Origin of the sequence: Mesorhizobium sp. M0998 (assembly GCF_040318885.1) — a bacterium.
Taxonomy (GTDB): domain Bacteria; phylum Pseudomonadota; class Alphaproteobacteria; order Rhizobiales; family Rhizobiaceae; genus Mesorhizobium.
Window position 1 is genome coordinate 197,168 of the sequence record NZ_JAMYND010000006.1, and the last position, 24,784, is coordinate 221,951.

21 protein-coding genes are annotated in these 24,784 nt (G+C 63.1%); 11 read left to right on the plus strand and 10 right to left on the minus strand.

The annotated features are described in order from the left end of the window. The first annotated feature begins 41 nt into the window (after window positions 1-41). Complete coding sequence (locus tag NKH59_RS08555; RefSeq protein WP_353021528.1) at window positions 42-2,030, plus strand: acetyl/propionyl/methylcrotonyl-CoA carboxylase subunit alpha; 1,989 nt, start codon at window positions 42-44, stop codon at window positions 2,028-2,030. A gap of 99 nt (window positions 2,031-2,129) precedes the next feature. Here NKH59_RS08555 and NKH59_RS08560 read toward each other — a convergent pair whose 3' ends face one another. Both NKH59_RS08560 and NKH59_RS08565 read right to left on the minus strand, forming a co-directional pair. Then, window positions 2,130-3,251 (minus strand): branched-chain amino acid ABC transporter substrate-binding protein, encoded by a 1,122-nt coding sequence (locus NKH59_RS08560; RefSeq protein WP_352471026.1) that lies wholly within the window; start codon window positions 3,249-3,251, stop codon window positions 2,130-2,132. Between the two features lie 391 nt (window positions 3,252-3,642). Beyond that, window positions 3,643-3,909 carry an SEL1-like repeat protein gene (locus NKH59_RS08565; RefSeq protein ID WP_353021531.1) on the minus strand — a complete coding sequence of 89 codons (267 nt, stop codon included), beginning with the start codon at window positions 3,907-3,909 and terminating at the stop codon, window positions 3,643-3,645. A gap of 459 nt (window positions 3,910-4,368) precedes the next feature. Here NKH59_RS08565 and NKH59_RS08570 point away from each other — a divergent pair, with 459 nt between their 5' ends. The 5 genes from NKH59_RS08570 (at window position 4,369) to NKH59_RS08590 (ending at window position 8,013) form a co-directional block, all read left to right on the plus strand. Then, complete coding sequence (locus tag NKH59_RS08570; RefSeq protein WP_023677801.1) at window positions 4,369-4,713, plus strand: DUF2147 domain-containing protein; 345 nt, start codon at window positions 4,369-4,371, stop codon at window positions 4,711-4,713. Between the two features lie 210 nt (window positions 4,714-4,923). Then, window positions 4,924-5,076 (plus strand): hypothetical protein, encoded by a 153-nt coding sequence (locus NKH59_RS08575; RefSeq protein WP_023677802.1) that lies wholly within the window; start codon window positions 4,924-4,926, stop codon window positions 5,074-5,076. Window positions 5,077-5,117: 41 nt separating this feature from the next. Next, on the plus strand, window positions 5,118-5,312 hold the full coding sequence (locus tag NKH59_RS08580; RefSeq protein WP_352454349.1) for a hypothetical protein: 195 nt from the start codon (window positions 5,118-5,120) through the stop codon (window positions 5,310-5,312). An 80-nt stretch (window positions 5,313-5,392) separates the two neighbouring features. Further along, window positions 5,393-6,895 carry an AMP nucleosidase gene (locus NKH59_RS08585; protein WP_352540756.1) on the plus strand — a complete coding sequence of 501 codons (1,503 nt, stop codon included), beginning with the start codon at window positions 5,393-5,395 and terminating at the stop codon, window positions 6,893-6,895. Between the two features lie 80 nt (window positions 6,896-6,975). After that, window positions 6,976-8,013, plus strand: coding sequence for an endonuclease/exonuclease/phosphatase family protein (locus NKH59_RS08590; protein WP_353021534.1), 1,038 nt, complete (start codon window positions 6,976-6,978; stop codon window positions 8,011-8,013). A gap of 30 nt (window positions 8,014-8,043) precedes the next feature. Here NKH59_RS08590 and NKH59_RS08595 read toward each other — a convergent pair whose 3' ends face one another. From NKH59_RS08595 to NKH59_RS08605, 3 genes are all read right to left on the minus strand, one after another. Then, a complete protein-coding gene (locus NKH59_RS08595) occupies window positions 8,044-8,640 on the minus strand; it encodes a DUF922 domain-containing protein (protein WP_352743249.1) in 597 nt (198 codons plus the stop codon). A gap of 111 nt (window positions 8,641-8,751) precedes the next feature. Next, entirely contained in the window at window positions 8,752-10,431 is a 1,680-nt protein-coding gene (locus NKH59_RS08600; protein WP_352471023.1) for an electron transfer flavoprotein-ubiquinone oxidoreductase, read from the minus strand. A gap of 106 nt (window positions 10,432-10,537) precedes the next feature. Next, a complete protein-coding gene (locus NKH59_RS08605) occupies window positions 10,538-10,720 on the minus strand; it encodes a hypothetical protein (RefSeq protein WP_198023574.1) in 183 nt (60 codons plus the stop codon). Between NKH59_RS08605 and NKH59_RS08610 the strand changes: the two genes are divergently transcribed. From NKH59_RS08610 to NKH59_RS08620, 3 genes are all read left to right on the plus strand, one after another. Continuing rightward, window positions 10,671-11,315, plus strand: a complete 645-nt coding sequence (locus tag NKH59_RS08610) for a hypothetical protein (protein WP_023677808.1) — start codon at window positions 10,671-10,673, stop codon at window positions 11,313-11,315. The two genes, NKH59_RS08605 and NKH59_RS08610, sit on opposite strands and share 50 nt — an antisense overlap. A gap of 37 nt (window positions 11,316-11,352) precedes the next feature. Continuing rightward, the gene (locus NKH59_RS08615; RefSeq protein ID WP_352501793.1) at window positions 11,353-12,234 is read left to right on the plus strand and encodes a uracil-DNA glycosylase; all 882 of its coding nucleotides are present in this window, start codon (window positions 11,353-11,355) and stop codon (window positions 12,232-12,234) included. A 105-nt stretch (window positions 12,235-12,339) separates the two neighbouring features. Next, complete coding sequence (locus NKH59_RS08620; RefSeq protein WP_352471021.1) at window positions 12,340-13,155, plus strand: helix-turn-helix domain-containing protein; 816 nt, start codon at window positions 12,340-12,342, stop codon at window positions 13,153-13,155. Here NKH59_RS08620 and NKH59_RS08625 read toward each other — a convergent pair whose 3' ends face one another. Together NKH59_RS08625 and NKH59_RS08630 are read right to left on the minus strand one after the other, a co-directional pair. After that, window positions 13,156-14,109, minus strand: a complete 954-nt coding sequence (locus NKH59_RS08625; protein WP_353021538.1) for a DMT family transporter — start codon at window positions 14,107-14,109, stop codon at window positions 13,156-13,158. Between the two features lie 20 nt (window positions 14,110-14,129). Further along, the gene (locus tag NKH59_RS08630; RefSeq protein ID WP_352616908.1) at window positions 14,130-14,354 is read right to left on the minus strand and encodes a hypothetical protein; all 225 of its coding nucleotides are present in this window, start codon (window positions 14,352-14,354) and stop codon (window positions 14,130-14,132) included. Window positions 14,355-14,508: 154 nt separating this feature from the next. Between NKH59_RS08630 and pepN the strand changes: the two genes are divergently transcribed. Continuing rightward, window positions 14,509-17,154 (plus strand): aminopeptidase N, encoded by a 2,646-nt coding sequence (pepN, locus tag NKH59_RS08635; RefSeq protein WP_353021541.1) that lies wholly within the window; start codon window positions 14,509-14,511, stop codon window positions 17,152-17,154. Window positions 17,155-17,342: 188 nt separating this feature from the next. Next, the gene (locus NKH59_RS08640; protein WP_352471019.1) at window positions 17,343-19,670 is read left to right on the plus strand and encodes a PAS domain-containing sensor histidine kinase; all 2,328 of its coding nucleotides are present in this window, start codon (window positions 17,343-17,345) and stop codon (window positions 19,668-19,670) included. Between the two features lie 50 nt (window positions 19,671-19,720). Here the strand turns inward: NKH59_RS08640 and NKH59_RS08645 are convergent, their stop codons facing one another. From NKH59_RS08645 to NKH59_RS08655, 3 genes are all read right to left on the minus strand, one after another. Beyond that, entirely contained in the window at window positions 19,721-20,200 is a 480-nt protein-coding gene (locus NKH59_RS08645; RefSeq protein WP_352501790.1) for an EF-hand domain-containing protein, read from the minus strand. Window positions 20,201-20,345: 145 nt separating this feature from the next. Next, window positions 20,346-23,312: a bifunctional [glutamine synthetase] adenylyltransferase/[glutamine synthetase]-adenylyl-L-tyrosine phosphorylase gene (locus NKH59_RS08650; RefSeq protein WP_352501789.1), complete on the minus strand. Its 2,967-nt coding sequence runs from the start codon at window positions 23,310-23,312 to the stop codon at window positions 20,346-20,348. Continuing rightward, a complete protein-coding gene (locus NKH59_RS08655) occupies window positions 23,312-24,781 on the minus strand; it encodes a sensor histidine kinase (protein WP_352501788.1) in 1,470 nt (489 codons plus the stop codon). Before NKH59_RS08655 ends, NKH59_RS08650 begins: the two co-directional genes overlap by 1 nt. Window positions 24,782-24,784 lie beyond the last annotated feature (3 nt).

The window sequence follows — 24,784 nt, forward strand, 5'->3', positions numbered from 1 at the left end:
GAATTCGCGCCGTTGGCGGCAGCTCTGCCTGTGGAGGCCCGATGTTCGCCAAGATCCTGATCGCCAACCGTGGCGAGATCGCCTGCCGGGTGATCCGCTCGGCACGCAGGATGGGTGTGCGCAGCATCGCCGTCTATTCCGACGCCGACGCTCACGCCCTGCATGTCGAAATGGCCGACGAAGCGGTGCATATCGGCGCCTCTCCCGCCAACGAAAGCTATCTGCGCGGCGACAAGATCATCGCGGCGGCCTTGGCCACAGGTGCCGAGGCCATCCATCCGGGCTACGGCTTTCTGTCGGAAAACCCCGATTTCGTCGACCAGGTGGTCGCGGCGGGGCTGATCTTCATTGGGCCGTCGGCGGCCTCGATCCGTGCCATGGGACTGAAGGACGCGGCCAAGCGGCTGATGGAAAAGGCCGGCGTGCCTGTCGTTCCGGGCTATCATGGCGAAGCGCAGGAGATCGTGTTGCTCGCCTCCAAGGCGCGCGAGATAGGCTACCCCGTACTGATCAAGGCGCGCGCCGGCGGCGGCGGCAAAGGCATGCGGCGCGTCGAGCATCCCGATGATTTTTCGGAAGCACTGTCGGGCGCGCGGCGCGAGGCGAAAGCCGCGTTCGGTGACGACCGCGTCTTGGTGGAAAAATATGTCGACAAGCCGCGCCACATCGAAGTGCAGGTGTTTGGTGACAATTTCGGCAACGCCGTGCATCTTCACGAACGCGACTGCTCGGCGCAGCGCCGCCACCAGAAGGTGATCGAGGAGGCGCCTGCCCCCGGCATGACGCCGGCACTGCGCAAGGCGATGACGGAGGCGGCGGTGAAAGCCGCCAAGGCAATCCACTATTCCGGCGCCGGTACCATCGAGTTCATCGTCGATGCCTCGCAAGGTCTGAAGGCCGACCGTTTCTGGTTCATGGAAATGAACACCCGTCTGCAGGTCGAGCACCCCGTCACCGAAATGGTTACCGGCATCGACCTGGTCGAGTGGCAGTTGCGGGTAGCCGCCGGCGAAAAACTGCCGAAGACGCAGAGCGAGATCGCGCTCTCCGGCCACGCCTTCGAGGCGCGCATCTATGCCGAGGACGCGGCAAGAGGGTTTTTGCCGGCGACCGGCACCTTGCACCATTTGAAATTTCCGCAGCCGGCACCGGAGGGTGCGACCATGCGCATCGAAACCGGTGTGCGCGCCGGCGATGCGATTTCGCCGTTTTACGACCCGATGATCGCCAAGCTGATCATTCATGGCAGGGACAGACGGGCGGCGCTCACAGCGCTTGGCGCGGCGCTGTCGCAGACAGAAATCGCCGGCTCAACAGTCAACACTGGCTTTCTTGCCGCGCTGGCCGCTGATGCGGATTTTGCGGCGGGCGATGTAGATACCGGCCTGATCGCCAGGCATCTGCAGGCGTTGACGGCGGTTCCGCCGCCGAGCGGTGAGACGATTGCCGCCGCGGCACTTGCCGCGTCCGGTGCGCGCGACTTGCCGTCCTCGGACGATCCCTGGTCGTCACTGGCCGGCTATGCGCATTTCCACGCTGTAGCGCGGAGCACCCTGCTGAAGTTTGGCGAGCAGGAGATCGGCGCGCGCGTGTCGGTGCGGCCGGACGGGCGGTTCGAGGTGGCGCTGGATGCGCCCTATGACAGCGTCAATTCGCGGGATCTCCGCGCGGCGCCTCGCCTCGCCCGCTGGCCGGGCCACGTCACGGTCTTCGATGGCGCCATCGGCTACGGTTTTGCCGTGCCGGATCCGCTGGCCCGAGCCGACGAAGCCGCCGCCGCTTCCGTCAGCCTGCGCGCTCCAATGCCCGGCCTGGTCAAATTGGTGCGTGCAGGCAAAGGCGAGTCCGTGATCAAGGGCCAGCCGCTGCTGATCCTGGAGGCGATGAAGATGGAGCACACCATTGCCGCGCCCCATGACGGGGTTATCGCCGAGATTGCTGCCGAAGGCGCGCAGGTAACCGACGGCACCGTGCTGGTTCGCTTTGTCGAGGAACCTCAGTTGACTGCTGTTTCCCTATCCACGAAGTGATCTCGAACGCGTGACAAAGGCGTCGCCAAAAAAAATGTGGCCGGGTTTGACCCCCGGCCATGTTCGATTACAGCAGCGCGTCTTGCGGCGCCGCGGCCATCACGGTTGGATCGGCGCGTATTTGCCGTCATGCCACTGGTTGATGTCGTAGCTCGCGTTCTTGAGGTCGCCCTTCTCGTCGAAGGTGACCGAGCCGACAACCGTGCTGATCGGCTGGCCGTTCTTTAACGCTTCGGCGACTTTTGCCGGATCGTCGCTGCCGGCGCGTTTGATGCCTTCGGCGAAGGCCTGGATCACCGCATAGGAAAACAGCGTGAAGCCCTCAGGCACGAAGCCGCCGGCCTTGATCTTGGCGATGGCCTCCTTGGCTTCGGGCTTCGCCTGCGGATTCGATGGGAAGACGAACATGGTGCCTTCGCCGGCCGGACCGGCAACCTGCCAGAATTCCGGCGAAGCGATCGAGTCCGGCATGATCAACTGGAACTTGAGGTTCTGCTCCGCCGACTGGCGCAGGATCAGGCCGGCTTCGGGGTGATAGCCGCCGAAATAGACGACGTCGGCTTTCAGCTCCTTGAGCTTGGTAACAAGAGCGGAATAGTCCTTCTCGCCAGCGTTGATGCCCTCGTAGAGGATTTCATTGAGACCGTTCTGGTTCATCGTTGCCTTCACGGCATCGGCCACGCCCTGCCCATAGGCGCTCTTGTCGTGCAGGATGACGACTTTCTTGCCGGCATATTTCTTGGCGATCCAGGGACCGATGAAAGCGCCCTGCGCATCGTCGCGCGTATAGAGGCGCATGATCGTCGGCCAGCCGGCTTTCGCCGCTGCGTCGGTCAACACCGGGTTCGAGGAAGCCGGACTCATCATCAGCGCACCGGCTTCGGCGTAGACAGCGGAGGCCGGAATGCTGGAGCCCGAGCAGGCGTGGCCATCGATGAACTTGACGCCGTTGGCGATGATGCGGTTGGCGACCGAAACCGCCTGCTTCGGATCGCACTGGTCATCCTCGATGTCGAGCTTGATCTGGCGGCCGTCGACGCCGCCCGCCGCGTTGATCGCGTCGGCGGCGGCTTGCGCGCCTTGCTTAAACTGATCGCCGATGTTGGCAAGCTGACCGGTCATCGGTCCGACCACCGAAAAGGTGATGTCATCGGCGAAGGCGACCGGCGCGGTCATCATCAGGCCAAATATGGCTGCGCTGAAAATACTGAATTTCTTCATGGTGACACAACTCCTCCACTCTCGCGCGACCATCCCGGCCGCGCCTCTTCCAGAATGGCGAGAGAATTTCATCCTTCACCGGAGCTGTCTAGACGCATCGTCGGCGCTCGATTGGGCCTGTAATATGCTGTCCCAAAGACAAAGCCGCGCCAGCCTTGTTCCGGCCGGTCGCAGCTTTTCTCATCGAGCTTCCCGAGGTATCACCACCGGGATCTGCTCGCCTTCCCTGTTTGAACGGTTTATGGCGCGGCTCGTCCGCCGTGTTCTTGATCTTGTTGGCCCGGCCGTCTTGCGCGGCCTTGATTTTTCCGGGCCCGGCCCTCTGCGCGGCCTTGACCCGAAGCGTCCCTGTCGTGAGGTCAGTATCCTTGTGAAGTCGATGCCGGCGAATTCAGTGCATCGTCATCCATTCGCGAGCTTCGCGCAGCGCCTTGGCGATCTCGACCTTCGACATGGCGGCGGACAATTCGGCGCGCAGTTCCGCGGCGCGGGCCGAACCCTTGATCGCGGCGATGTTGAACCATTTGTGGGCGGCGACGACATCGGTCTCGCAATCGCGGCCAGTCGCATACATCATGCCCAACTCGAAAAGAATATCGGCCTGGGCAGTTGCCCCCATGGCGCCGAAGCCGGCTTCAAGCATTTCAAAACGTGCCATTTCAAATCCCCTGTTCTGGCTCCCGAGAGCTGTCTCCGTCTGTCCCTCGGTGTCCTTGATTACCGTCGGGGGCGGCCGCTCTTTCGATGCTTTCGAGAATGCCCCGGAGGCTTGAATCCGTCGTTAAATGGCGTGCTTAATTTGAGGAAAACAAAGCTAAAACAAGAGGTAAACGCGAAAATTCGTTAAGGATACAAAGCCAGCAATCGCGCCGGTTTGCACAAGATTTGAAGAAAACTTGCGAGGCGCGGATCAAGACTCCGCTAACCACAGAAGACAAAGACGTGTGCGGCCCGTTTCATTTTTCGCCGGCGCGGCCGTTCGGGAGCGGGCAAAAACCCGCAACCCTTCCGTCGCGGCACCGCTTTTGTTTTTCCGGGAGCTGGACTAGCTTACGTTTGCGTAAGGGGCAGACACCCGGGACGGAGCCCGATTGGACTTACCTGAGGGAGGAAAGACATGTTTCGACAAGTGAGCCTGGCCCTCGCGGCCGCAATAATGATGACCGGCGCGGCGTGGGCCGATCCGATCGAAGGCAATTGGAAAACGCAAGCCGGATCGACTGCCGCCATTTCGGGTGGCGGCGGGGCATTTTCGATTACGCTCAAATCCGGCAAATTTGCCGGCAAGAACATCGGTTCACTGAAGGTTGCCGGCGACAACAAATATGCCGGCACCATAACCGACCCGGAAACCGACAAGACGTATTCGGGCAAGGCTTCGCTTTCCGGCAGTTCTCTCAAGATGAGCGGCTGCGTGCTCGGCGGGCTGATCTGCAAGAGCCAGACCTGGCACAAGCTCTGATCGTGCCCTTCCTGCCGGGGTGAGCGGGGCCAGTCGGCCCCGTTTTCATGTTATCGGTCTCGCAGCCATGGTGTCGCCATGGGTCGCTGCACTCACAGCGGACCCTCCCAGAGATCATCAACCATTTTTGAACCGCAGATGAACGCCGGGATCAGAGCCGGTTCAGCCGGGGCAAGGCATTGTCATGCGTGTTGAAGGAGACACCGCGCAATGCTTGCCCGCCGCTTCACCATCGTCTGCCTGCTGATGAGTCTGTTCGGCATGTTGTTCGCCGTCCTTGTCGCCGAAGCCGGCCGGCCGTCCCGCTCCTGGGACGTCGCCAGTTCCTGCCGACTCGGTTGCTTGAACCATCTTCACCACTGAAACGACAAAGAGCTGAACCTTTAGAGAAAAGCAAAACGCCAATGAACCGCCTCGCCGCCAACACCCTCAAGACGCTTCGGCTGCTGCCGCGCGCGGCGCTCATCCTGACTGTTCTTTCGGTACCGGTACTGGCCGTGCCGACGATGCGCACCAATGCCGGCTCGACGATCGAGGCGCCTGCGTTGAGGAAGTCAGGCCTCGGCTTTGTGCTGCTGGTTAGCCTGCAGCGCGGTTAGCAGACCGAAAAACGCCGACAGCGCGTATTGGGGCCGCCTTACCCCCTCCCAACCGCGCGTCCAACTCTCTATATTGGGTCATGGAAAAGCGAATCTATCCCCAAGCCATTGAATCGGTGGTCACGCCGGAGCCGTTTGGCCGGCAGAGCTTCAACGACGCCAAGAAGGCGGTCGCCGCCCTACAGGTGCTTTACGACCGCAACACCAAGTTCCTGCGCGATTCATTTACCGCGCTCGCCGCGGGCGGCGACAACAACAAACGCTACCGGGCTTTCTATCCGGAGATCGGCGTCACCACGAGTTCCTTCACGCAAATCGACTCGCGGCAGGCCTATGGCCACATGCCGACGCCAGGGCATTTCTCAACCACCGTCACCCAGCCTGCTCTTTTCGAAAGCTACCTCACCGAACAGCTTCGGCTGATCATGCGCAACCACGGCGTTCCCGTCACGGTTTCGGAATCGACCACTCCCATCCCGCTGCATTTCGCCTTCCTCGAAGGCACGCATGTCGACGGGACTGCTGCCGAGCGCATCAAACGGCCGATCCGTGACCTGTTCGACGTGCCGGATCTCGACGGCACCGACGACCAGATCGCCAACGGCACGTTCGAAGTGGCATTGGGCGAGGCACGGCCGCTGGCGCCGTTCACCGCGCAACGCATCGATTATTCGCTGCACCGGATGTCGCATTATACGGCGACCAGTCCCCAGCATTTCCAGAACTTCGTGCTGTTCACCAACTACCAATTCTACATCGACGAATTCGTCGCCCGTGCACGCGAATTGATGGCCAATGGCGGTGATGGATATGTCGAGTTCGTCGAGCCGGGCAACATCGTGACCAAAGCAGGGGACGGCGCGCCCGGTGAGGGTGCTGCGCCGCCTCGCCTGCCGCAGATGCCGGCCTATCATCTGAAGAAGCCGAATCATGGCGGCATCACCATGGTCAATATCGGCGTTGGGCCTTCCAACGCCAAGACGATCACCGACCATATTGCGGTGCTCCGGCCGCATGCCTGGGTGATGCTCGGCCATTGCGCCGGCCTGCGCAACACGCAGGCGCTCGGGGATTATGTGCTGGCCCATGCCTATGTACGAGAAGACCATGTCCTCGACGACGATCTTCCGGTCTGGGTGCCGATCCCGCCGCTAGCCGAAATCCAGGTGGCTCTGCAGGAAGCGGTCGCCGAGGTCACCGGGCTTTCCGGATATGATCTCAAGCGCATCATGCGCACTGGCACCGTCGCCACTATCGACAACCGCAATTGGGAGCTGCGCGACCAGCGCGGGCCGGTCCAGCGGCTGTCGCAGTCGCGGGCGATCGCGCTCGACATGGAATCGGCGACGATCGCCGCCAACGGCTTCCGCTTCCGGGTGCCCTATGGCACGCTGCTTTGCGTATCCGACAAGCCGCTGCATGGCGAATTGAAGTTGCCGGGCATGGCGACCGAGTTCTACAAGCGGCAAGTAGCGCAGCACCTGACCATCGGCATCAGGGCGATGGAGAAGCTGGCTGAAATGCCGATGGACCGACTGCATTCGCGCAAACTCAGGAGCTTTTCGGAAACTGCCTTCCAGTAAATGCCGAATCGCATGTGTCGGTCCAGGTCAGGACATTTCGTCATCTTGATTGAGCCGCACTTCTGCCGATAGACAAAGCGATGGCACGTGTTCGGGACATGACGGTTGCGCTGGCATTCGTCGCAATGCTTGCACTCTCGGCCGCGCTGGTGGCCGGGTTCTTCGGATCGCTGCATCCGGCCCTCGATTCCTTTGCTCATTTCCGCGTCCATTTTTCGGTGCTGATGGCGCTTTGCGCGCTGCCGCTGCTCGCCACCTCGTTTCGCCTGCAGGCCGCGGCCGCATTGCTGTTTGCGATAGCCTCCTTTGCCACCACGTCGAATGCCTTGCCGCTTTCGCGGCTATGGCAGGTGCAGGCCGCCTACGAAGCCAAAGCCGGTGACGAGCCAGTCTACCGCCTGCTGCAGATGAACCTCAGGTTCAACAATCCAACGCCTGAGAAGGTGCTGTCGCTGATCGGCCGGACCCAGCCTGATGTTATCACCCTCGACGAGGTGTCCGAGATGTGGAAGGCAAAGCTTGGGCTGCTATCCGGCACCTATCCCTACCGGATCCTCTGCCCATATCCCAATGGCGTGTTCGGCGTTGCGCTGCTGTCCAGACGACCGTTTGCCATAGGCGCGGAGCCGCACTGCGACAGCCGCGGCGCGATGGCGATCGCCACGGTCGATTTCGGCGGAACCGACGTCGATGTCGCCGCCATCCACCTCACCTGGCCATGGCCGCACAACCAATCACGGCAGATTGGAGGGTTGTCTGACGAAATCGCCTCGCTTGGCGAGATGTCGATCCTGGCAGGCGACTGCAACGCAGCGCCATGGAGCGCCGCCGTCCGGCGCGTCGCATCGCTTGGCAAGCTGACTGTAATGCCGTCGGTCGGGCCGACCTGGCTCTACAGAAGGCTGCCGGATTTCCTGCGCTTCGCCGGACTGCCGATCGACCAGGTCTTCAGCAAGGGCGCCATTGTTATCCATTCGGCGTCGACCCTTGAGGACACCGGCTCAGACCATCTGCCGGTGCTGGTGGAGTTTTCGCTTCGGTCGGATGAACAAAAGCCGCTCGACGAGCACCAGACGGCGACCGCGCTTGCGGCGCTGCCTGGCGGGACGCGAAGCTGAAAATCCGCAGTCCAATCTCGACCTGGCTTATTACTGGCCCACAAAAGCGCGGATGAGGTGCTCGACAGGGCCGCCGTCGCGATGCTCGTGCGCATCGAAGGCGATCTGCTTTGCCTCGTATTCGGCATAGATGGCATTGATCCGGCGCTTTGCCTCGCGACGTGCCTCGAAACAGTGCGGGTCATCACCGACTGTCAGCCCTCGAAGCGACTTTTCGGTGGCCCGCATCATCTGTCTGGCGATGCGGCCATGGGTCTCTTCATGGGCGCGAACGCCAGCGAAGAACCGCTTCCAGCGCTTCTGCAGCGCAGGCGACGTGGCTGAGACTAGTTTGGGATAGGTATAGAAGAGATTGAGCGTCCCGTTGGCCTGGCGCAGGCGGCAGACGCCGTTTTCCCGTTGGGCGTCGAAGGTCCAATCATCGACGCTGTAGCCGGTCTGCGCGATGGCGTGGGTCATGAAGCCGTGCTTCGGCCCACTGCGATCCATGGCCTCGATCAGGGCCGCGCCGGTGGTTCCGGCAATGTTGTAAGTTCGTGTCTTGACCAGCACCTTAGTGCCGGCCAAGGCTGCAGGGGCGCACAATGCCCCGATCGCCACAACGCTCGTCAGAACTGCCAGGCGCATTTTTCCTTCCTCCCTGTCGCCGCAGAAAGGAAACACAGGCAGGCGGTTTATTCAACAATCCTACGGTTGCGCTGCTCCTCATCTTGTTTAGTCCGGAGCAAACCTTGTGACTTACATGTTCTGGTAGACCGGGCCCTCGCCGCCCTGTGGCGGCACCCAATTTATGTTCTGGTTCGGGTCCTTGATATCGCAAGTCTTGCAGTGCACGCAGTTCTGCGCGTTGATGACGAAGCGCACATCCTTGGCCGCAGGATCGGCGGCGGCATTGCCATCCTTGTCGACCCATTCGTAGACGCTGGCCGGGCAGTAACGCGTCGAGGGTCCCGCATAGACGTCATGCTCAGAGCGCTTCTGCAGGTCCATGTCGGCGACGAGCAGATGCACCGGCTCGTTCTCCTCGTGGTTGGTGTTGGACAGGAACACCGACGACAGCCGGTCGAAGGTCAGCACCCCGTCCGGCTTCGGGTAGGCGATCTTCTGGTGCGCGGCGGCCGGTTCCAGCGTCGCATAGTCGGCCCTGCCGTGCTTCATCGTGCCGAAGGGCGAGAAGCCGAACAGCGTGTTCAGCCACATGTCGAGGCCGCCAAGGCCGACGCCGACAATGGTGCCGAAGCGCGACCATAGCGGCTTGACGTTGCGCACTTTCTTCAGGTCCTTGCCGATATCGGTGGCGCGCCAGGCGGCCTCGTAGGAGGCCAGCTCGTCATTGGTGCGGCCGGCGGCTATCGCATCACAGACATGCTCGGCCGCCAGCATTCCGGAGAGCACGGCATTGTGCGAGCCCTTGATGCGCGGCACGTTGACGAAGCCGGCTGCGCAGCCGATCAGCGCACCGCCAGGGAAGGACAGTTTCGGCACCGATTGCCAGCCGCCTTCGGTGATGGCGCGGGCACCATAGCCCAGCCGCTTGGCACCCTCGAAGGTGCCGCGGATCGCCGGATGGGTCTTGAAGCGCTGAAACTCGTCAAAGGGCGACAGATAGGGATTCTTGTAGTTCAGGTGAACGACGAAGCCGACTGCCACCTGGTTGTCCTCGAGATGGTAGAGGAAGGAGCCGCCGCCGGTCTTCAAATCGAGCGGCCAGCCGAAGGAATGCTGGACAAGGCCCGGCCGGTGGTTTTCCGGTTTGATCTGCCAGAGTTCCTTGAGGCCGATGCCGTATTTTCCGGGCTCACGACCGTCGGAAAGGTGGTATTTGGCGATCAGTTGCTTGGCCAGCGAGCCGCGCGCGCCCTCGCCGATCAAGACATATTTGCCCATCAGCGCCATGCCCGGCGCAAAGCCCGGACCGTGCGTGCCGTCCTTCTCGACGCCCATGTCGCCGGTGACGACGCCGGTGACCGCACCGGCCTCGTTGTAGAGCAGGCCGACCGCGGCAAAGCCCGGATAGATCTCGACGCCCAGCGCCTCGGCCTTGGTCGCCAGCCAGCGGCAGACATTGCCGAGCGAGACGATATAATTGCCGTGATTGTTCATCAGCGGCGGCATCAGGATATTGGGCAGACGGAACGAACCGGCGGGGCCGAGAACCAGGAAATGGTCGTCGGTGACCGGTGTCCTGAAGGGATGACCCTCCTCTTCGCGCCAGCCGGGCAGCAGCCGGTCGATGCCGATCGGATCGACGACGGCGCCGGACAGGATGTGCGCGCCGACTTCGCCGCCCTTTTCCAGCACGACGACGGAAAGCTCGGGATTGACCTGCTTGAGACGGATCGCGGCGGCGAGGCCGGCCGGGCCGGCGCCGACGATGACCACGTCGAATTCCATGCTTTCGCGTTCGATATCGCTCATCGATCCCTCACTGGCTCGCTATTCCCGGCATCTTGCTGGCTCACGCGCTGCATAGCGCATCAAATAGCGACGGGAAACCGGCGCGGACGTGACAATACCGATTTCATCAAAAAGTCGCGTCCTGCCGCACAGATTCGCGGTGACGAGCATCAATCTTCAATCCTATTCCGTTTGCACAGATATGTCGCACTGATGTTTTTAATTGTTCGACGGCTTGCTTATCGGCCATACTTCCCGCCATGCGCATATTCGGGCCGGCTGGCTTTTCATCGACGCGCTTTTTTTTCACGCCCGGCCGGTTTTGCCGTGCGGCGCTCTTGGCGCTTCTGCCACTGACGGCCCTCGATGCCCGTGCCGAGCAGCAACTGGTCTGGGCGACCGGCGCCTATTCCTTTTCCGACGAGCGCGGCGGTTTCCGCATCACCGGGGCTTCCGGCATCGGCACGAAAGAGGATCCGCTGGTCATCACCGAAGAGCTGAATTCAGCGACGCCGGTAACGCTGGCCATTCGCACGACAAGGCCGATCCAGCCGTTCGGCAAGGCGGGAGACTTCGCCAATGGTCTGATGTATATGCGCATCGACGTGCTCAACAATAGCGGCCAAGCCTGGGTCGAGTTCCAGTTCGAACTCCAGGAGATCCTCGACCAGCCGAGCGTGTTCGGCGACGGCCTGTCGTTCGACCAGCGCAACAAAACGCCCGAAAATATCTGGTCGAGCAGCTACGCCGATTTCGACCGCAATTTCGAACCGTATGACCGCCTGCTGTTCAAGAACGGCAAGATCGACCCGCTGAAGACCGCCAGCTTCTATTTCCTGATCACCGACTACACGCCGCGCTGGACGTTCTATCTGGTGCAGGATCCGCGCATACCGTCGAGCTGAACTTGCAAATTCAAGCTCCGCGGCCGAATGTGAAACCATGACTGCCGCCCCCCACACTAGCCGAGCCGATCTCGCCGAGCTGCTGGCCTTCTACGCCAGCGCCGGCGTCGACGAGGCACTTGAAGAACAGCCGGTAAACAGGTTTGCAGAAGCCAGGCCGCCGGAGCGGGTGCCTGCGGCGGCCGCTCTGCCGGCCGGTGAAAATGCATCGCCTCATCGGTCGACGAGCGTGTCGCGCGGCGAAATGGGCGAGAGACCGAATACGGCACCGGCAGTGCGAACGTCCCCGGCCATGTCAACGGTGCCCGACGAGGCGCAGGCGGCATTGGCGCGGCAACTGGCGAGATCGGCGGCAAACCTCGACGAGCTTCGCCAGCACATGGCGGCATTCGACGGCTGCAATCTTAAATTCACCGCCAAGAACCTGGTGTTCGCCGACGGCAATCCGACTGCCGCGGTGATGCTGGTCGGCGAAGCGCCGGGCCGCGACGAGGACATAGAGGGCTTGCCGTTCGTCGGCCGCTCGGGCCGGCTGCTCGACCGCATGCTGGCCGCGATCGGTCTTGACCGGACATCTGCCTACATCGCCAACGTGATTCCCTGGCGGCCGCCGGGCAACCGCACGCCGACGCCGCACGAGACCGAGATCTGCCGGCCGTTCATCGAGCGGCAGATCGAACTGGTCAATCCGAAGGTGCTGGTCAATCTCGGCGGCCCGTCGGCAAAGACCCTGCTCAACACCTCCGAAGGCATATTGCGGCTGCGCGGCAACTGGCGCGTCCACACGACCCCGTCTGGCGTCGCCATTCCCGCCATGCCGACCCTGCATCCGGCCTATTTGTTGAGAACGCCTGCGCACAAGAAGCTGGCGTGGCGGGATTTCCTCGAAGTGAAGGCGAAGTTGCGGGCACTTGGGTAACGGTGCAGAACGCGTCTTCCGTCCTCCCCTTGCGAGGAAGGAAGGGCGGCATCATGATCTCGCAGGTAATTGAAATGCGCCCACTGCCGGCCTAGTCATCTCGTTATGACAGCAGCCCAGATTTCCGCCGGCAGTCTCATTCGCGAATGGCGTACACGCCGGCGCATGAGCCAGCTCGACCTCGCCATGGAGGCCGAGATCTCGCAGCGGCATCTGAGTTTCGTTGAAAGCGGCCGCGCCGCACCCTCGCGTGACATGGTGCTGCATCTGGCGGAGCAGCTTTCGATCCCGCTCAGGCAGCGCAACCAGCTGCTGCTGGCCGCCGGCTTTGCCCCGAGCTTCAGCGAACGACCACTTGACGATGCCTCGATGGCACCGGCGATGGCGGCGGTCGAGACCGTGCTCAAGGCGCACGAGCCGTTCCCGGCGCTTGCCGTCGACCGGCATTGGAACCTGGTGTCGGCGAACGCCGCCATCGGCCCGTTCCTCGCCAATGTCGCCGACGCCTCCCTGCTGAAGCCGCCGGTCAACGTTTTGCGCCTCAGCCTGCATCCCGGCGGCATCGCGCCGCGCATCGTCAACCTTGCGGAATGGCGGACGCATCTTCTGGAGCGGCTGAAGCGGCAGAACGACGCTGCCGCCGATCCGGTTCTGGTCGAGCTCGAGCGCGAGCTTCGGGCCTATCCGTCCGGCCTTAAAAGCAGCCGGCCGGCGCCGGTCGAACCGAACGCGATTGTCCATCCGCTCAAGCTTGCCCATGGCGACGCGGTGCTGTCGTTCATCAGCACCATCACCGTGTTCGGCACGCCGCTCGACGTGACGCTGGCGGAGCTGGCGATCGAATCTTTTTTCCCCGCCGACGAGCAGACGCGGGCGGTGCTGATGCGGCTGGCGAAAGAGCGGACCGACGCAGCGGGCTGATCACCCTTCCGGCGCGACGGCCTTGCGGGTGCGGGTGCGTTCGAGACCCAGCTGGTGCTCGCGCCAGATGATGAAAATCCCCGCCGCAACCACGATCATGCCGCCGACCAGCATGTTGATCGTGGCGATATCGCCAAAGACCAGATAGCCGACGACGACGCCGAGGATCATCGAAGTGTATTCGAAAGGTGCTACGACGGAAGCCTCGGCATGGCGATAGGCCGAGGTCATCAGAATCTGGCCAAGCCCGCCGCAAAAACCCGCGGCAATCAGAAGCCCCGCCTGTGCTGGCGTCAGCGCCTGCCAGCCGAATGGCAGCGAAAGCAGCGCCATGACGCTCGCGGTTACCGAAAACCACAGCACGATGGTCGCCGTCCGCTCGCTCTGGACGAGGTTGCGAACCAGGAGCATGGCGATGGCCGAGATCGCCGCGGCTATCAGGGCGGCGATGACGCCAAGCACCTCCTGATCGCCAAGGGCAGCGCCCGAACTGAGCAGCGTCAGTTCCGGCCACGAGATGATCAGCACCCCGACCAGGCCGACGGCAACCGCACTCCAGCGATAGATGCGGATGGCTTCGCCGAGGAAGATCGAACTGAACACCACGACCAGCAGCGGCTGCGCGTAGTTCAGTGTGATCGCCTCCGGCAGCGGCAGCCGCGTCAGCGCGAAGAAGCCGAGCCCCATGGCACAGACACCGACGACGCCGCGCGCAATGTGGTTGAGCGGGCGCTTTGTCGAAAAGGCGGTTCCGAGTTTTCCCTGGAAGGCGAGGAAGGCGATGATCGGAAAAATGGCAAAGAAGGAGCGGAAGAAGACGATCTGGCCCGCCGGGACGGTGCCTGCCGCCTTGATGCAGGACGACATGCCGACGAAGACCGCCACCGATACGATCTTGAGCAAGATTCCGGTCAGCGTGCTGTGCTCGCCGGCCAGGTCGCCAACTGCAAGCACTGGCAAATCCGGTCTGGCTGTCACGCCCCTCTTGCTTCCTCGATCGCCGCCCAGATGCACGCCGGCGTTGCCGGCATGTCGATATGCCTGATGCCGTAGGTGCGGTAGTGCGCGTCGGTCACCGCATTGAGCGCGGCAGGCGTCGACCCGATCGTACCCGCCTCCCGCGCGCCCTTGATGAAGGCCACATCCTCGCGACGCAACACAGAGGCGCTCGTTCCGAATTTCGGCGTGACGACGGTCATGGAAGCCTCGCGATGATGCTTGGGAAATGATCGCCTGAAATAGACGTCGCTGCAGTTTTGTCGAGGGAGCGTTTCGTGTAAAGAGCGCAGACTTCAAATTATTTGGACCAGCGGACCCGCCCGCCGCACCCGGATCGACAGGAAAAATCAAGGAATGCGCACAGATACCGGCCAGGTCTTCAAGCTCGAAGACTATCGCCCCAGTGATTATCTCATTCCGGAAACCAGCCTGACTTTCCGCCTTTCGCCTGAAGCAACGCATGTGACCGCCGTGCTGACGGTCGAACGCCGCGACGGGATTGCGGCGTCGGTGCCACTGGTGCTGGATGGCGACGGGCTGACGCTCCGCGGCATCGCCATCGACGGCCAGGAGCCGAGCCCTGCGGATTTTCTCGTCACGCCCGATCAACTGACAATCATCAGCCCCCCTGCGACAAGGCGCTTCCAGCTGAGAATTGAAACCGTGTTGGCGCCGGCGCAGAACGAAGCGCTGATGGGCCTCTATCGCTCGAGCGACGTCTATTGCACGCAATGCGAGGCCGAAGGCTTTCGCCGCATCACTTATTTCCTCGACCGTCCCGACATCCTGTCGGTCTATACGGTGCGTATCGAAGCTGAGCGCAATGAGGCGCCGCTGCTTTTGTCCAACGGCAACCCGGCCGGCAGCGGCGAGCTTGCCGGCGGCTGGCACCATGCGGTCTGGCACGACCCCTTCCCCAAGCCGTCCTATTTGTTTGCGCTGGTGGCGGGCGACCTCGGCAAGATCTCGGACAGTTTTGTCACCCTGTCTGGCCGCAGGGTCGAGCTCGGAATCTATGTCGAACCGGGCAAGGAGAGGCTCGCCGGCTACGCCATGGACGCTTTGAAACGGTCGATGAAATGGGACGAGGAGGCATTCGGCCGCGAATACGACCTCGATGTCTTCAACATCGTCGCCGTGTCCGACTTCAATATGGGCGCAATGGAGAACAAGGGTCTCAACATCTTCAACGACAAATATGTGCTGGCCGACCAGGAAACCGCGACCGACGCCGATTTCGCCAATATCGAGGCCATCATTGCCCATGAGTATTTCCACAATTGGACAGGTAACAGAATCACTTGCCGCGACTGGTTCCAGCTTTGCCTGAAGGAAGGCCTGACGGTTTTCCGCGACCACGAATTCTCGGCCGATCAGCGCTCGCGCGCCGTCAAGCGCATCGCCGAGGTTCGTACGCTGCGCGCCCATCAGTTTCCCGAGGACCAAGGGCCGCTGGCGCATCCGGTCCGGCCTCGCCGCTACCGCGAGATCAACAATTTCTACACGGCGACGGTCTACGAAAAAGGCTCGGAAGTCGTGCGCATGATCCATACCATCCTCGGCGCCGAGACGTTCCGCGCCGGCATGGACCTCTACTTCGAACGTCACGACGGCCAGGCGGCGACGATCGAAGACTTCATCAAAGTGTTCGAAGACGTCTCGGGTCGCGACCTGTCGCAGTTTTCGCTGTGGTATCATCAGGCCGGTACGCCGAACCTGACCGTCAGTTCGGCGTATAATCCGGCAGCGCGGGAATTCACGCTCGAAATCGAGCAGTCGGTGCCGCCAACGCCGTCGGAAAGCCGCAAGCGGCTGATGCACATTCCGCTTGCCTTCGGCCTGGTTGGCGCCGGTGGCGAGGCGATAGCCCACAGCGGCGCCGAAGGGGCGAACGTCGAGGACGGTGTCATCCATATTCGCAAACGCCGCCATGTCGTCAGGTTTTCCGGGATTGCCGAGCGTCCAGCCATGTCGCTCAACCGCGGCTTTTCGGCGCCGGTGACACTTTCGGTCGAGCAGCGGCCCGACGACCAGTTTTTTCTGGCTGGCCACGACAGCGACGCCTTCTCGCGCTGGCAGGCATTCAACACGCTTTTGACCGATGCGCTGATTGCAGCCTTCCGCCAGATCCTGGACCACAGGCAACCCGAGTTCAGCGCCCGGCTGACCGGGCTTGCCGGCAAAATAGCCAGCGACGAAGCGCTCGAACCCGCCTATCGGGCACTGGCGCTGGCGCTGCCCGGCGAGGCCGATATCGCCCGCGACATCGGCAAGAACATCGACCCCGACGCCATTTTCGCGGCGCGCGAGGCGCTCGCGGTTGCGATCGCCGAGACCAATAGCGAGATATTCTCCAAACTTTACGATCGGCTCGCCGACAATGGTCCGTTCAGCCCGGATGCGGCCAGTGCCGGGCGGCGGGCGCTGCGCAATGTCCTGCTGGATTATCTGTGCTTGCTGCCGGGAGGTGCGGAACTCGCTGCCCGGCACTTCCAGTCGGCGACCAACATGACCGACCGGGCCGCGGCGTTGACCGTGCTTGCGCACCGTCACCACGGCTCACCGGAGGCGACCAAGGCGCTGGCCGATTTCGAGGCGAAATATGCAACCGATGCGCTGGTCATGGACAAATGGTTCCAGACCCAGGCCAGCGTGCCCGGCCCGCAAACCGTCGACGCGGTGCGCGCCTTGACCGGCCACCCCGCGTTCTCGATGGCCAACCCGAACCGGGTACGGGCACTCATCGGCACGTTTTCCAGCGCCAACCAGACCGGCTTCCATCGCGCCGACGGCCAAGGCTACCGGCTTTTCGTCGAAACGGTGCTGCAGGTCGAAAAACGCAACCCGCAGGTGGCCGCCAGGCTGGCGACGGCGCTCAGGTCGTGGCGCTCGCTCGAACCGGTGCGGCAGGCCAAGGCAAGGGAGGCGTTGCTTTCGATCGCCAATACCGAGAAGCTGTCGGCCGATTTGCGAGACATCGTCGAGCGCACCCTGGCGTAAGCGACCTCCGTTGTCCCCTTGTGGGAAAAAGGGAAGACCCCCCGAAAACCCCGTCATTTTAGTCGATTTTTAATCTTTTTTCGCCGCGCCTCTGGACAAGGCGAATCACCTTTGATTCTTTAGTGACGATTCGGAAGTGCGGCGTTGCCGGATCGTCAAGCGGGACAGAAAATCGGGGAGTGCCATTTATGGCGAAGGCGGACGCGTGGGGCGCGCCCGGTGGGACGGCTTTTGGGCGGCGCGAGGCGCGAAGCGACGGTCTCGCGGGCAATACGCGGCTCATCGCCGAACCTGCCTACCGACGGCTGCTGGCAGCCGAGCCGCTGTTGCGGCGATCGATACCGGCCCTCATTATCATGTTTCTGTTGATCATCGCAGTACTGCGCTTTCTGTCACTGATGAACGAGCGCGACGAGATCGAGCGCGACGCCAAGGCGATCCTTGCGCTGGCCGCCGGCCAACTGGCCAGTTCGATCGCTGCCGATGCGACCATGGGTTCCACGCCCGGCGCGATCCAGGACCTGCTGGAGAGCACCGGTCGTCAGGGCGCGATGGGCCGAAGCCACGTACTGGCGATCACCGATAGCGCCTTCAAGATCATTGCCGTATCCCCGCAGTCGATGCACTGGGAGGGCCGGTCGCTCGATGGCGTCGTACAGGGCGGGCAGCCGCTGTTCATGTTCGGCGACCGCGCCGGGGTGATGGAGGTCAGCATCGGCGGACAGGACTGGTACGCGGCAGTGAGCCTGGCGAACGGCCGAAAGGGTGCCGCGGCAGCGTTCGTGCCGCGGGAGGCAGTTTTTGACGCCTGGCGCAAGACGGTCTCACTCAACGTCACGCTGTTCGTGCTGACGGCCGGTGTGCTGATCATCATCCTCTACGCCTATTTCGGCCAGGCGGCGCGCGCCCAGGCCGCCGATCGCATCTATCTCGAAGCCCACCAGCGCATCGACATGGCGCTGGTGCGCGGCCGCTGCGGCCTCTGGGATTGGGACATGGTGCGCGGCAAGATGTACTGGTCGCGCTCGATGTACGACATGCTGGGCTACGAGCCTTGTGACACGATGCTGTCGTTCGGCGAAGTCGATGAAATCATTCATCCCGAGGACGGCGATTTGTTCGAACTCGCCAACAGGATCGTCGCACGCGAGATCGACCATATCGACCAGGTGTTCCGGATGCGCCATGCCGACGGGCAATGGGTTTGGATGCGCGCAAGAGCACACGTTATCGACCCGGAAGCGCCGGAGATCCAGCTGATCGGCATCGCCGTCGACGTCACCGAGCAGCGGCATCTGGCGCTGCGCTCCGAAGCGGCGGACCTGCGCCTGAGGACGGCCATCGAAAACATCAACGAATCTTTCGTGCTGTGGGATTCGTCCGAGCGCCTGATCATGTGCAATTCCAAATACCAGCAGGACAACGGCCTGTTGGATCGCGACGTGATGCCGGGCGCTCCGCGCGCCGTTCTGGAGGAACGCATGCTGGCCTTCGCCTCGGAGCGGCGGCTTGCCAACACCAACGGACCGCAGGGAGGCGTGACCTTCGAGCGCCAGCTTGCCGACGGCCGCTGGTTGCAGGTGAACGAGTTGCGGACAAGGGACGGCGGTACCGTCTCTGTCGGCTCCGACATCACCCAGATCAAGCTGCACCAGGAGAAGCTGGTCGACAGCGAGCGCCGGCTGATGGCGACAATCCATGACCTCAGCCTTGCCCGCCGCGCGGAAGAAGAACGGGCGCGTGAGCTCGTCGAACTCAATCGCAAATACATGAAGGAAACCGAGCGCGCCGAAGCGGCAAACCGGGCCAAATCCGAATTCCTGGCCAACATGTCGCACGAGTTGCGCACCCCGCTCAACGCGATCATCGGCTTCTCGGAACTGATGGAACGGCGGCTGTTCGGGCCGCTGGGCTCGCCGCGCTACGAAGAGTATGCCACCGACATCAACGGCAGCGGCAAATATCTTCTCGGTGTGATCAATGACATCCTCGACATGTCGAAGATCGAGGCCGGCCAGTTCGCCTTGGATCAGGAAGAAATCGATCTCTGCCCGCTCATCAGGGAGACGGTTCGCGTCGTTTCTCTGCAGGCGGCGGAAAAGTCGATCACCGTCGAAACCCGCATCGCCGATTCGCTGACGCTGTTCGCCGACCGCAGGGCGATCAAGCAGATCCTCATCAACCTTCTGTCCAATGCGGTGAAGTTCACCGGGCAAGGCGGCCACATCTCGGTCAGAGCCCGCAGCATTTCCAGCGCGCTGATCCTGACGATCGAGGACAATGGCTGCGGCATCCCGAAGGCGGCGCTGAGCAAGCTCGGGCGGCCATTCGAACAGGTGCAAAACCAGTTCTCCAAGAGCCATGCCGGCTCCGGCCTCGGCCTCGCCATCTCGCGCTCGCTGGCCGAACTTCAGGGTGGCGCCTTGAAGATCCGCTCGACCGAAGGCACCGGCACGATCGTCTCGGTACGCATCCCGATCAAGAAAGCCGCGCAGGCGGTCAAGGCCGCCGCCTGAATGACAAAATAAGTCTCCGGCGGCTCGCACCGCCGGAGCGTTATCAATTCTCACTGCATGCCGTCAGTGCCATCATTGCCCTCGCCGTCCCATTGGCGGTGACCGCCGGGACCCTTCGGCAGTTCGTTCTTCTCGATTTTCCCGTCATTGTCACGGTCGAGCATGGCGAAGACCTTCTTCTGGCGGCTGGTGATGTCATCGGCGGTCAGCGTGCCGTTGCCCTTGGTGTCGTAACGGGCGATGATGCGCCTGGCCATCTGCTCGGAGCGTGCCTTCTCGAGCGCGTCGGCGAGCTGTGCCACGGTCAGCTTGCCGCCATTGTCGGCGACCATCTTCTTCAGCCGCGCGTTCATGGCGTCGGAGAACTGGTCGAAGGTGATGGTGCCGTCATTGTCCTTCATGACCTTGCCGAGGCGCATCATCATGCCGTCGCGCGGCCCGGCCACGGAGTGCTCGTCTGCATAGGCAGCGGTGCCGACGGCGCCGGCCAGGGCTGCGAAAACGAGTGCAAGTCTGGTTGTCTTTCTCATGGTCTTCTCCTGTTGCATCGTCACCCCCGATGCTAGAGCGGCGGACCTTCAATCCCCCGCTCTATCTCTTTGATTGAACATCGGAACCTCCCAAAGCAGGTCGCAATTTTGGGCCCGATGCTCTCGCCCGTACGGCTGGTTGCCGTCACGGTTGTTTCGCACGAAGCAGAAGGTCGAAATCCTTTCTGACCTTCTGCGACGTCTCCTTGAGGTGCGCTTCAAGCACCCCGAAATCCGGCAGGTCGGTGACCGCAAGAAGCAGATCGGAAAGCCCTGGCGGAACGTCGTCGCGTTCGAACGCGCCGGTGAGGCAAAGCCGTATCATCTGGGTCAGCGCCAGATAGAGCGAATAGGCATCCACCAGTTCCTGCCTGACCTGGGCCTTGGCGAAATCCGGCGCCAGGCGCGACAGGACCTCAGCCGTGCCGGTGGCCCTGCGGCCTGCCTCGATCTTTCCGGTGATCAGCGCAACCTGGGCAATGAATTCGAGATCGATGAGGCCGCCCGGGATCAGCTTGATGTCCCAGGGATCGCGCGGCGGCTTCTCCTTGTCGACCATGGCGCGCATCTCGGATGCCTCGGCCATCACCTTGGCTGGATCGCGCGGCAGAGCGAGCACTGCGGCAACGTCCCCTTCGATCTCGCGGCAGAGCTCGGCATCGCCGCCGATCGTGCGGGCGCGCGCCAGCGCCATGTGCTCCCATGTCCAGGCGTCCTGGCGCTGATATTTCTTGAAGGCGTCGACATGGGTAGCCACCGGCCCCTTGTTGCCGGACGGCCGCAGGCGAAGGTCGAGCTCATAGAGCACGCCCTCGGCGGTCGGCGCGGAAACGGCGGCGATCAGCCGCTGTGTCAGCCGGCTGTAGTAATGCGACGGGGCAAGCGGCTTGTCGCCGTCGGACTCCTCCGCATCGGCGTCGTGATCGTAGAGCAGGATGAGGTCGACGTCGGAGCCCGCCGTCAGTTCGCGGCTGCCGAGCTTGCCCATGCCGAGCAGCGCGACCCGGCCGCCGGCAATATAGCCATGACGCAAAGCGAATTCCGCCATCACCGCCTGCAATGCCGCCTCGATGGTCAGGTCGGCGAGATCGGAAAAAGCGCGGCCGGCGCGCGACGGGTCGATCGACCCGGCAAGCAGCCTGACGCCGATCAGGAATTTTTGCTCCGAAGCAAAGATGCGCAGCCGGTCGAGCACGTCTTCATAGGCTCTGTCACCTTCGAGGAAGGCGGCAAGGCGCGCCGACAGATAGGCGCGGTTTGGCAGTTCGCTCAGCAGCGCCGGATCGAGCAGCCCATCGAAGACATGCGGCCGGCGCGTGATGATGGCGGCCAGCCGCGGTGCCGCGCCCATGATAGTCGCCATCAGCTTCAGCAAAGCCGGATTCGACTGCAGCAGCGAAAACAGCTGGATGCCGGCAGGCAGGCCGGCAAGGAATTCGTCGAAGCGGATCACTGCCTCGTCCGCCCGCCGCGTCTGGCCGAAGGCTTGCAGCAGCGCCGGCGTCAGTTCGGTCAGCCGCTCGCGCGCTTCCGCCGACCTGGTGACGCGGTAGCGGCCGAAGTGCCAGCCGCGGATAACCCGGCAGATGTCGCTCGGCCGCTGGAAGCCGAGCCGCTGCAAGGTCTGCAAGGTATCGGGATCGTCGACGTCGCCGGTAAAGACCAGATTGCCGATACCGGCCGAAAGCTCCGGCGCGGTTTCGAACAGCGCTGCATAGTGGCGCTCGACCTGGTGCAGCGCCGCGCGGAACGTTTCGGCAAAGCCTGCCGCATCGGCAAAGCCCAGCATGCGGGCGACGCGCTCCAGCCCCTCTTCGTCCTCCGGCAGGATATGCGTCTGCTGGTCGGCAACCATCTGGATGGCATGTTCGACGCGGCGCAGGAACCAGTATTGCCTGGTGAGCGCATCGCGCGCGTCGGCGGTGATCCAGCCGCGCGCGGCGAGCTCGCCCAGCATCGGCACGGTCTCGCGGCCGCGCAGTTCGGGAAAGCGGCCGCCGGCGATAAGCTGCTGGGTCTGGACGAAGAACTCGATCTCGCGGATACCGCCGCGACCGAGCTTGACATTGTGGCCTTTGACCGCGACCTCGCCATGGCCTTTGTGGGCGTGGATCTGGCGCTTGATCGAATGGACGTCGGCAATCGCCGCATAGTCCATGTATTTGCGCCAGATATAGGGCTGCAGTTCCTTCAGGAACGCGGCGCCGGCGGCAAAATCGCCGGCCAGCGGGCGGGCCTTGATCATGGCGGCGCGCTCCCAGTTCTGGCCGCGCGCCTCATAGTAGCGCAGCGCCGCCTCGACCGGGATCGCCAGCGGCGTCGAGCCGGGGTCGGGACGAAGCCTGAGATCGGTGCGGAAGACGTAACCGTGCTCGGTGCGGTCCTGGAGGATACGGACAAGCCGGCGGGTCAGGCGCGAAAACAGCTCTGTGGCATCGAGCGGATCGACGACGGCAGGCGCATCGGGGTCGAAGAAGACGACGAGGTCGATGTCGGAGGAGAAGTTCAGCTCATGCGCGCCGAGCTTGCCCATGCCGAGCAGGATCCAGCCCGAGTGTCGCGCCGGATTTTTGGCATCCGGCAATCGGAGCTTGCCTTGCTCATGCGCGTCGCGGAGCAGGAAATCGACAGCCGCACGCGTGCAGGCGTCGGCAAGGTCGCTCAGTCGCCGCACCGTCAGCGAGGTCTCGGCCTCGCCGGCGAGATCGGCCAAGGCGATCAGGAAATGCGCCTCCGCCTTACATTGGCGCAGCTCCATCATCAGGCTGCTTTCGGAGACGGCCTCTACGCGTGCTGCCTTGTCGACCGCGGCGCCGATCGATGACAGCCGCGCCTCGACGCTCCCGTCGAAAAGCGCATCGAGTATCCGTGGCCGGCGGCGCGCGGTATCGCGCAGGAACGGCGACAGGTCGAACACGGCGGCGAGGAAATCCTGGACGACCCCCTTGCCGGCGAGAAATTTCGCCAGTCGCGGCAGTTCCTTTTGCCGCGCGGCGTCGGCGATCTCCGACAATTCCTGCCTGGCGCGGCTTGCATCCAGCGGAACGAGCTCTACCGCTGGCTTCAACAGCCAGTCCGTTTCGAGGCGTCGCACTGCCATCCTCGCAACCATCAGCGATCCTCCCGCCCGGGAAAACTCATGACGACCGACAATCCGGGATTGCCGGGCAGAAGCTCAAGCCGTCCATTGTGGAATGTCATGATCGCCTTGGCGAGGCTCAAGCCAAGGCCGGAACCCGGCTGCGAGCGGCTCTTTTCCAGCCGCACGAAACGCTCGGTCACCCTGGCGCGGTCGACATCGTCGGGAATGCCCTGGCCGTTGTCGGAGACGGCGAGTCTGATCTCGCTACCGACACGCTCCAGCGTCACGCGAACCGTAGGCCTGGAGGTCGAGTCGGTCGAATATTTGATCGCGTTGTCGACGATGTTGGACAGCGCCTGGCCAATCAGCTCGCGATTGCCGTTGACGGCGAAGGAACCTTGCACCGAAGTTTCGAGCGTCACGCCCGCCTCCTCCGCTACCGGCTCGTAGAGTTCGACGACGTCGTGCACGGCAGCGGCCAGATCAACCCTGGTGGTGCTTTCCGAGGAATAGCCGGCTTCCAGTCGCGAGATCATCAGGATGGCGTTGAAGGTCTTTATCAGCTGATCGGATTCGGCGATCGTTCCTTCCAGCGCCTGCCGGTAGTCGCTGGTGTTGTGCTTGCCGGAAAGCGTCGCCTCGGCGCGATTGCGCAGCCTGGTGAGCGGCGTTTTCAGGTCGTGGGCGATGTTGTCGGAGACCTGCTTCAGGCCCTCGTTCAGCGTGGCGATCCTGGCCAGCATGGAATTGAGGTTTTCCGACAGCCGGTCGAACTCGTCGCCGGCGCCGGTGACCGGCAGCCGGCCGGAAAGATCGCCGCCCATGATGCGGCGGCTCGCCTCCGACACGCTGTCGATGCGCTTCAGCGCCGCGCGCCCGACGAAGAACCAGATCAGCAGCCCGCCGACGCCCATCATACCGAGCGCCAGCATCAGAGCGCGGCGAATGACGGCGCGGAAGCGCTCCGGCTCGCCGAGGTCGCGGCCGACCAGCATGATCATCTGGTTGGGCAGGCGCAGCACCAGGGCAATGGCGTTATGGCCCTTCTCGCCTTCGGCCTGTACTTCGCTCTGGGCGGGCTCGTTCGGGTCGGAGACCGGGTTGCGCTGCCGCTCGAGCTCGCCCTCGCCGAAGCGGCGGTAGGAGAACGGCTCGGTGGTCCAGCCCTCGGCCTCGATCACGCCCGGCTCCAGACTCTGCACGTTGCCGGTCAGGATCTGGCCGTTGGCATCGGCGATCAGATAGAGATTGGCGCCGGGCTGGCGGGAGCGCTGCTCGACGACGCGGACCAGCAACGGGAGGCCGCCGCGCTGATAGGCGCGGGCGAGGCCGAGCACCTCGTCGTTGATCGTGTCCTGGGTCTGGCCGGTCAGCATGCGCGCCGACAGCGAGGTCATGTAGAACACGAGCAGCACCGCGCAGATGGCGAACAGCAGGAGGTAGAGCGCCGAAAGCCGCGCTGCCGTCGTCTTCATGATGGCCGGCACGGAAAGAGCCATGGG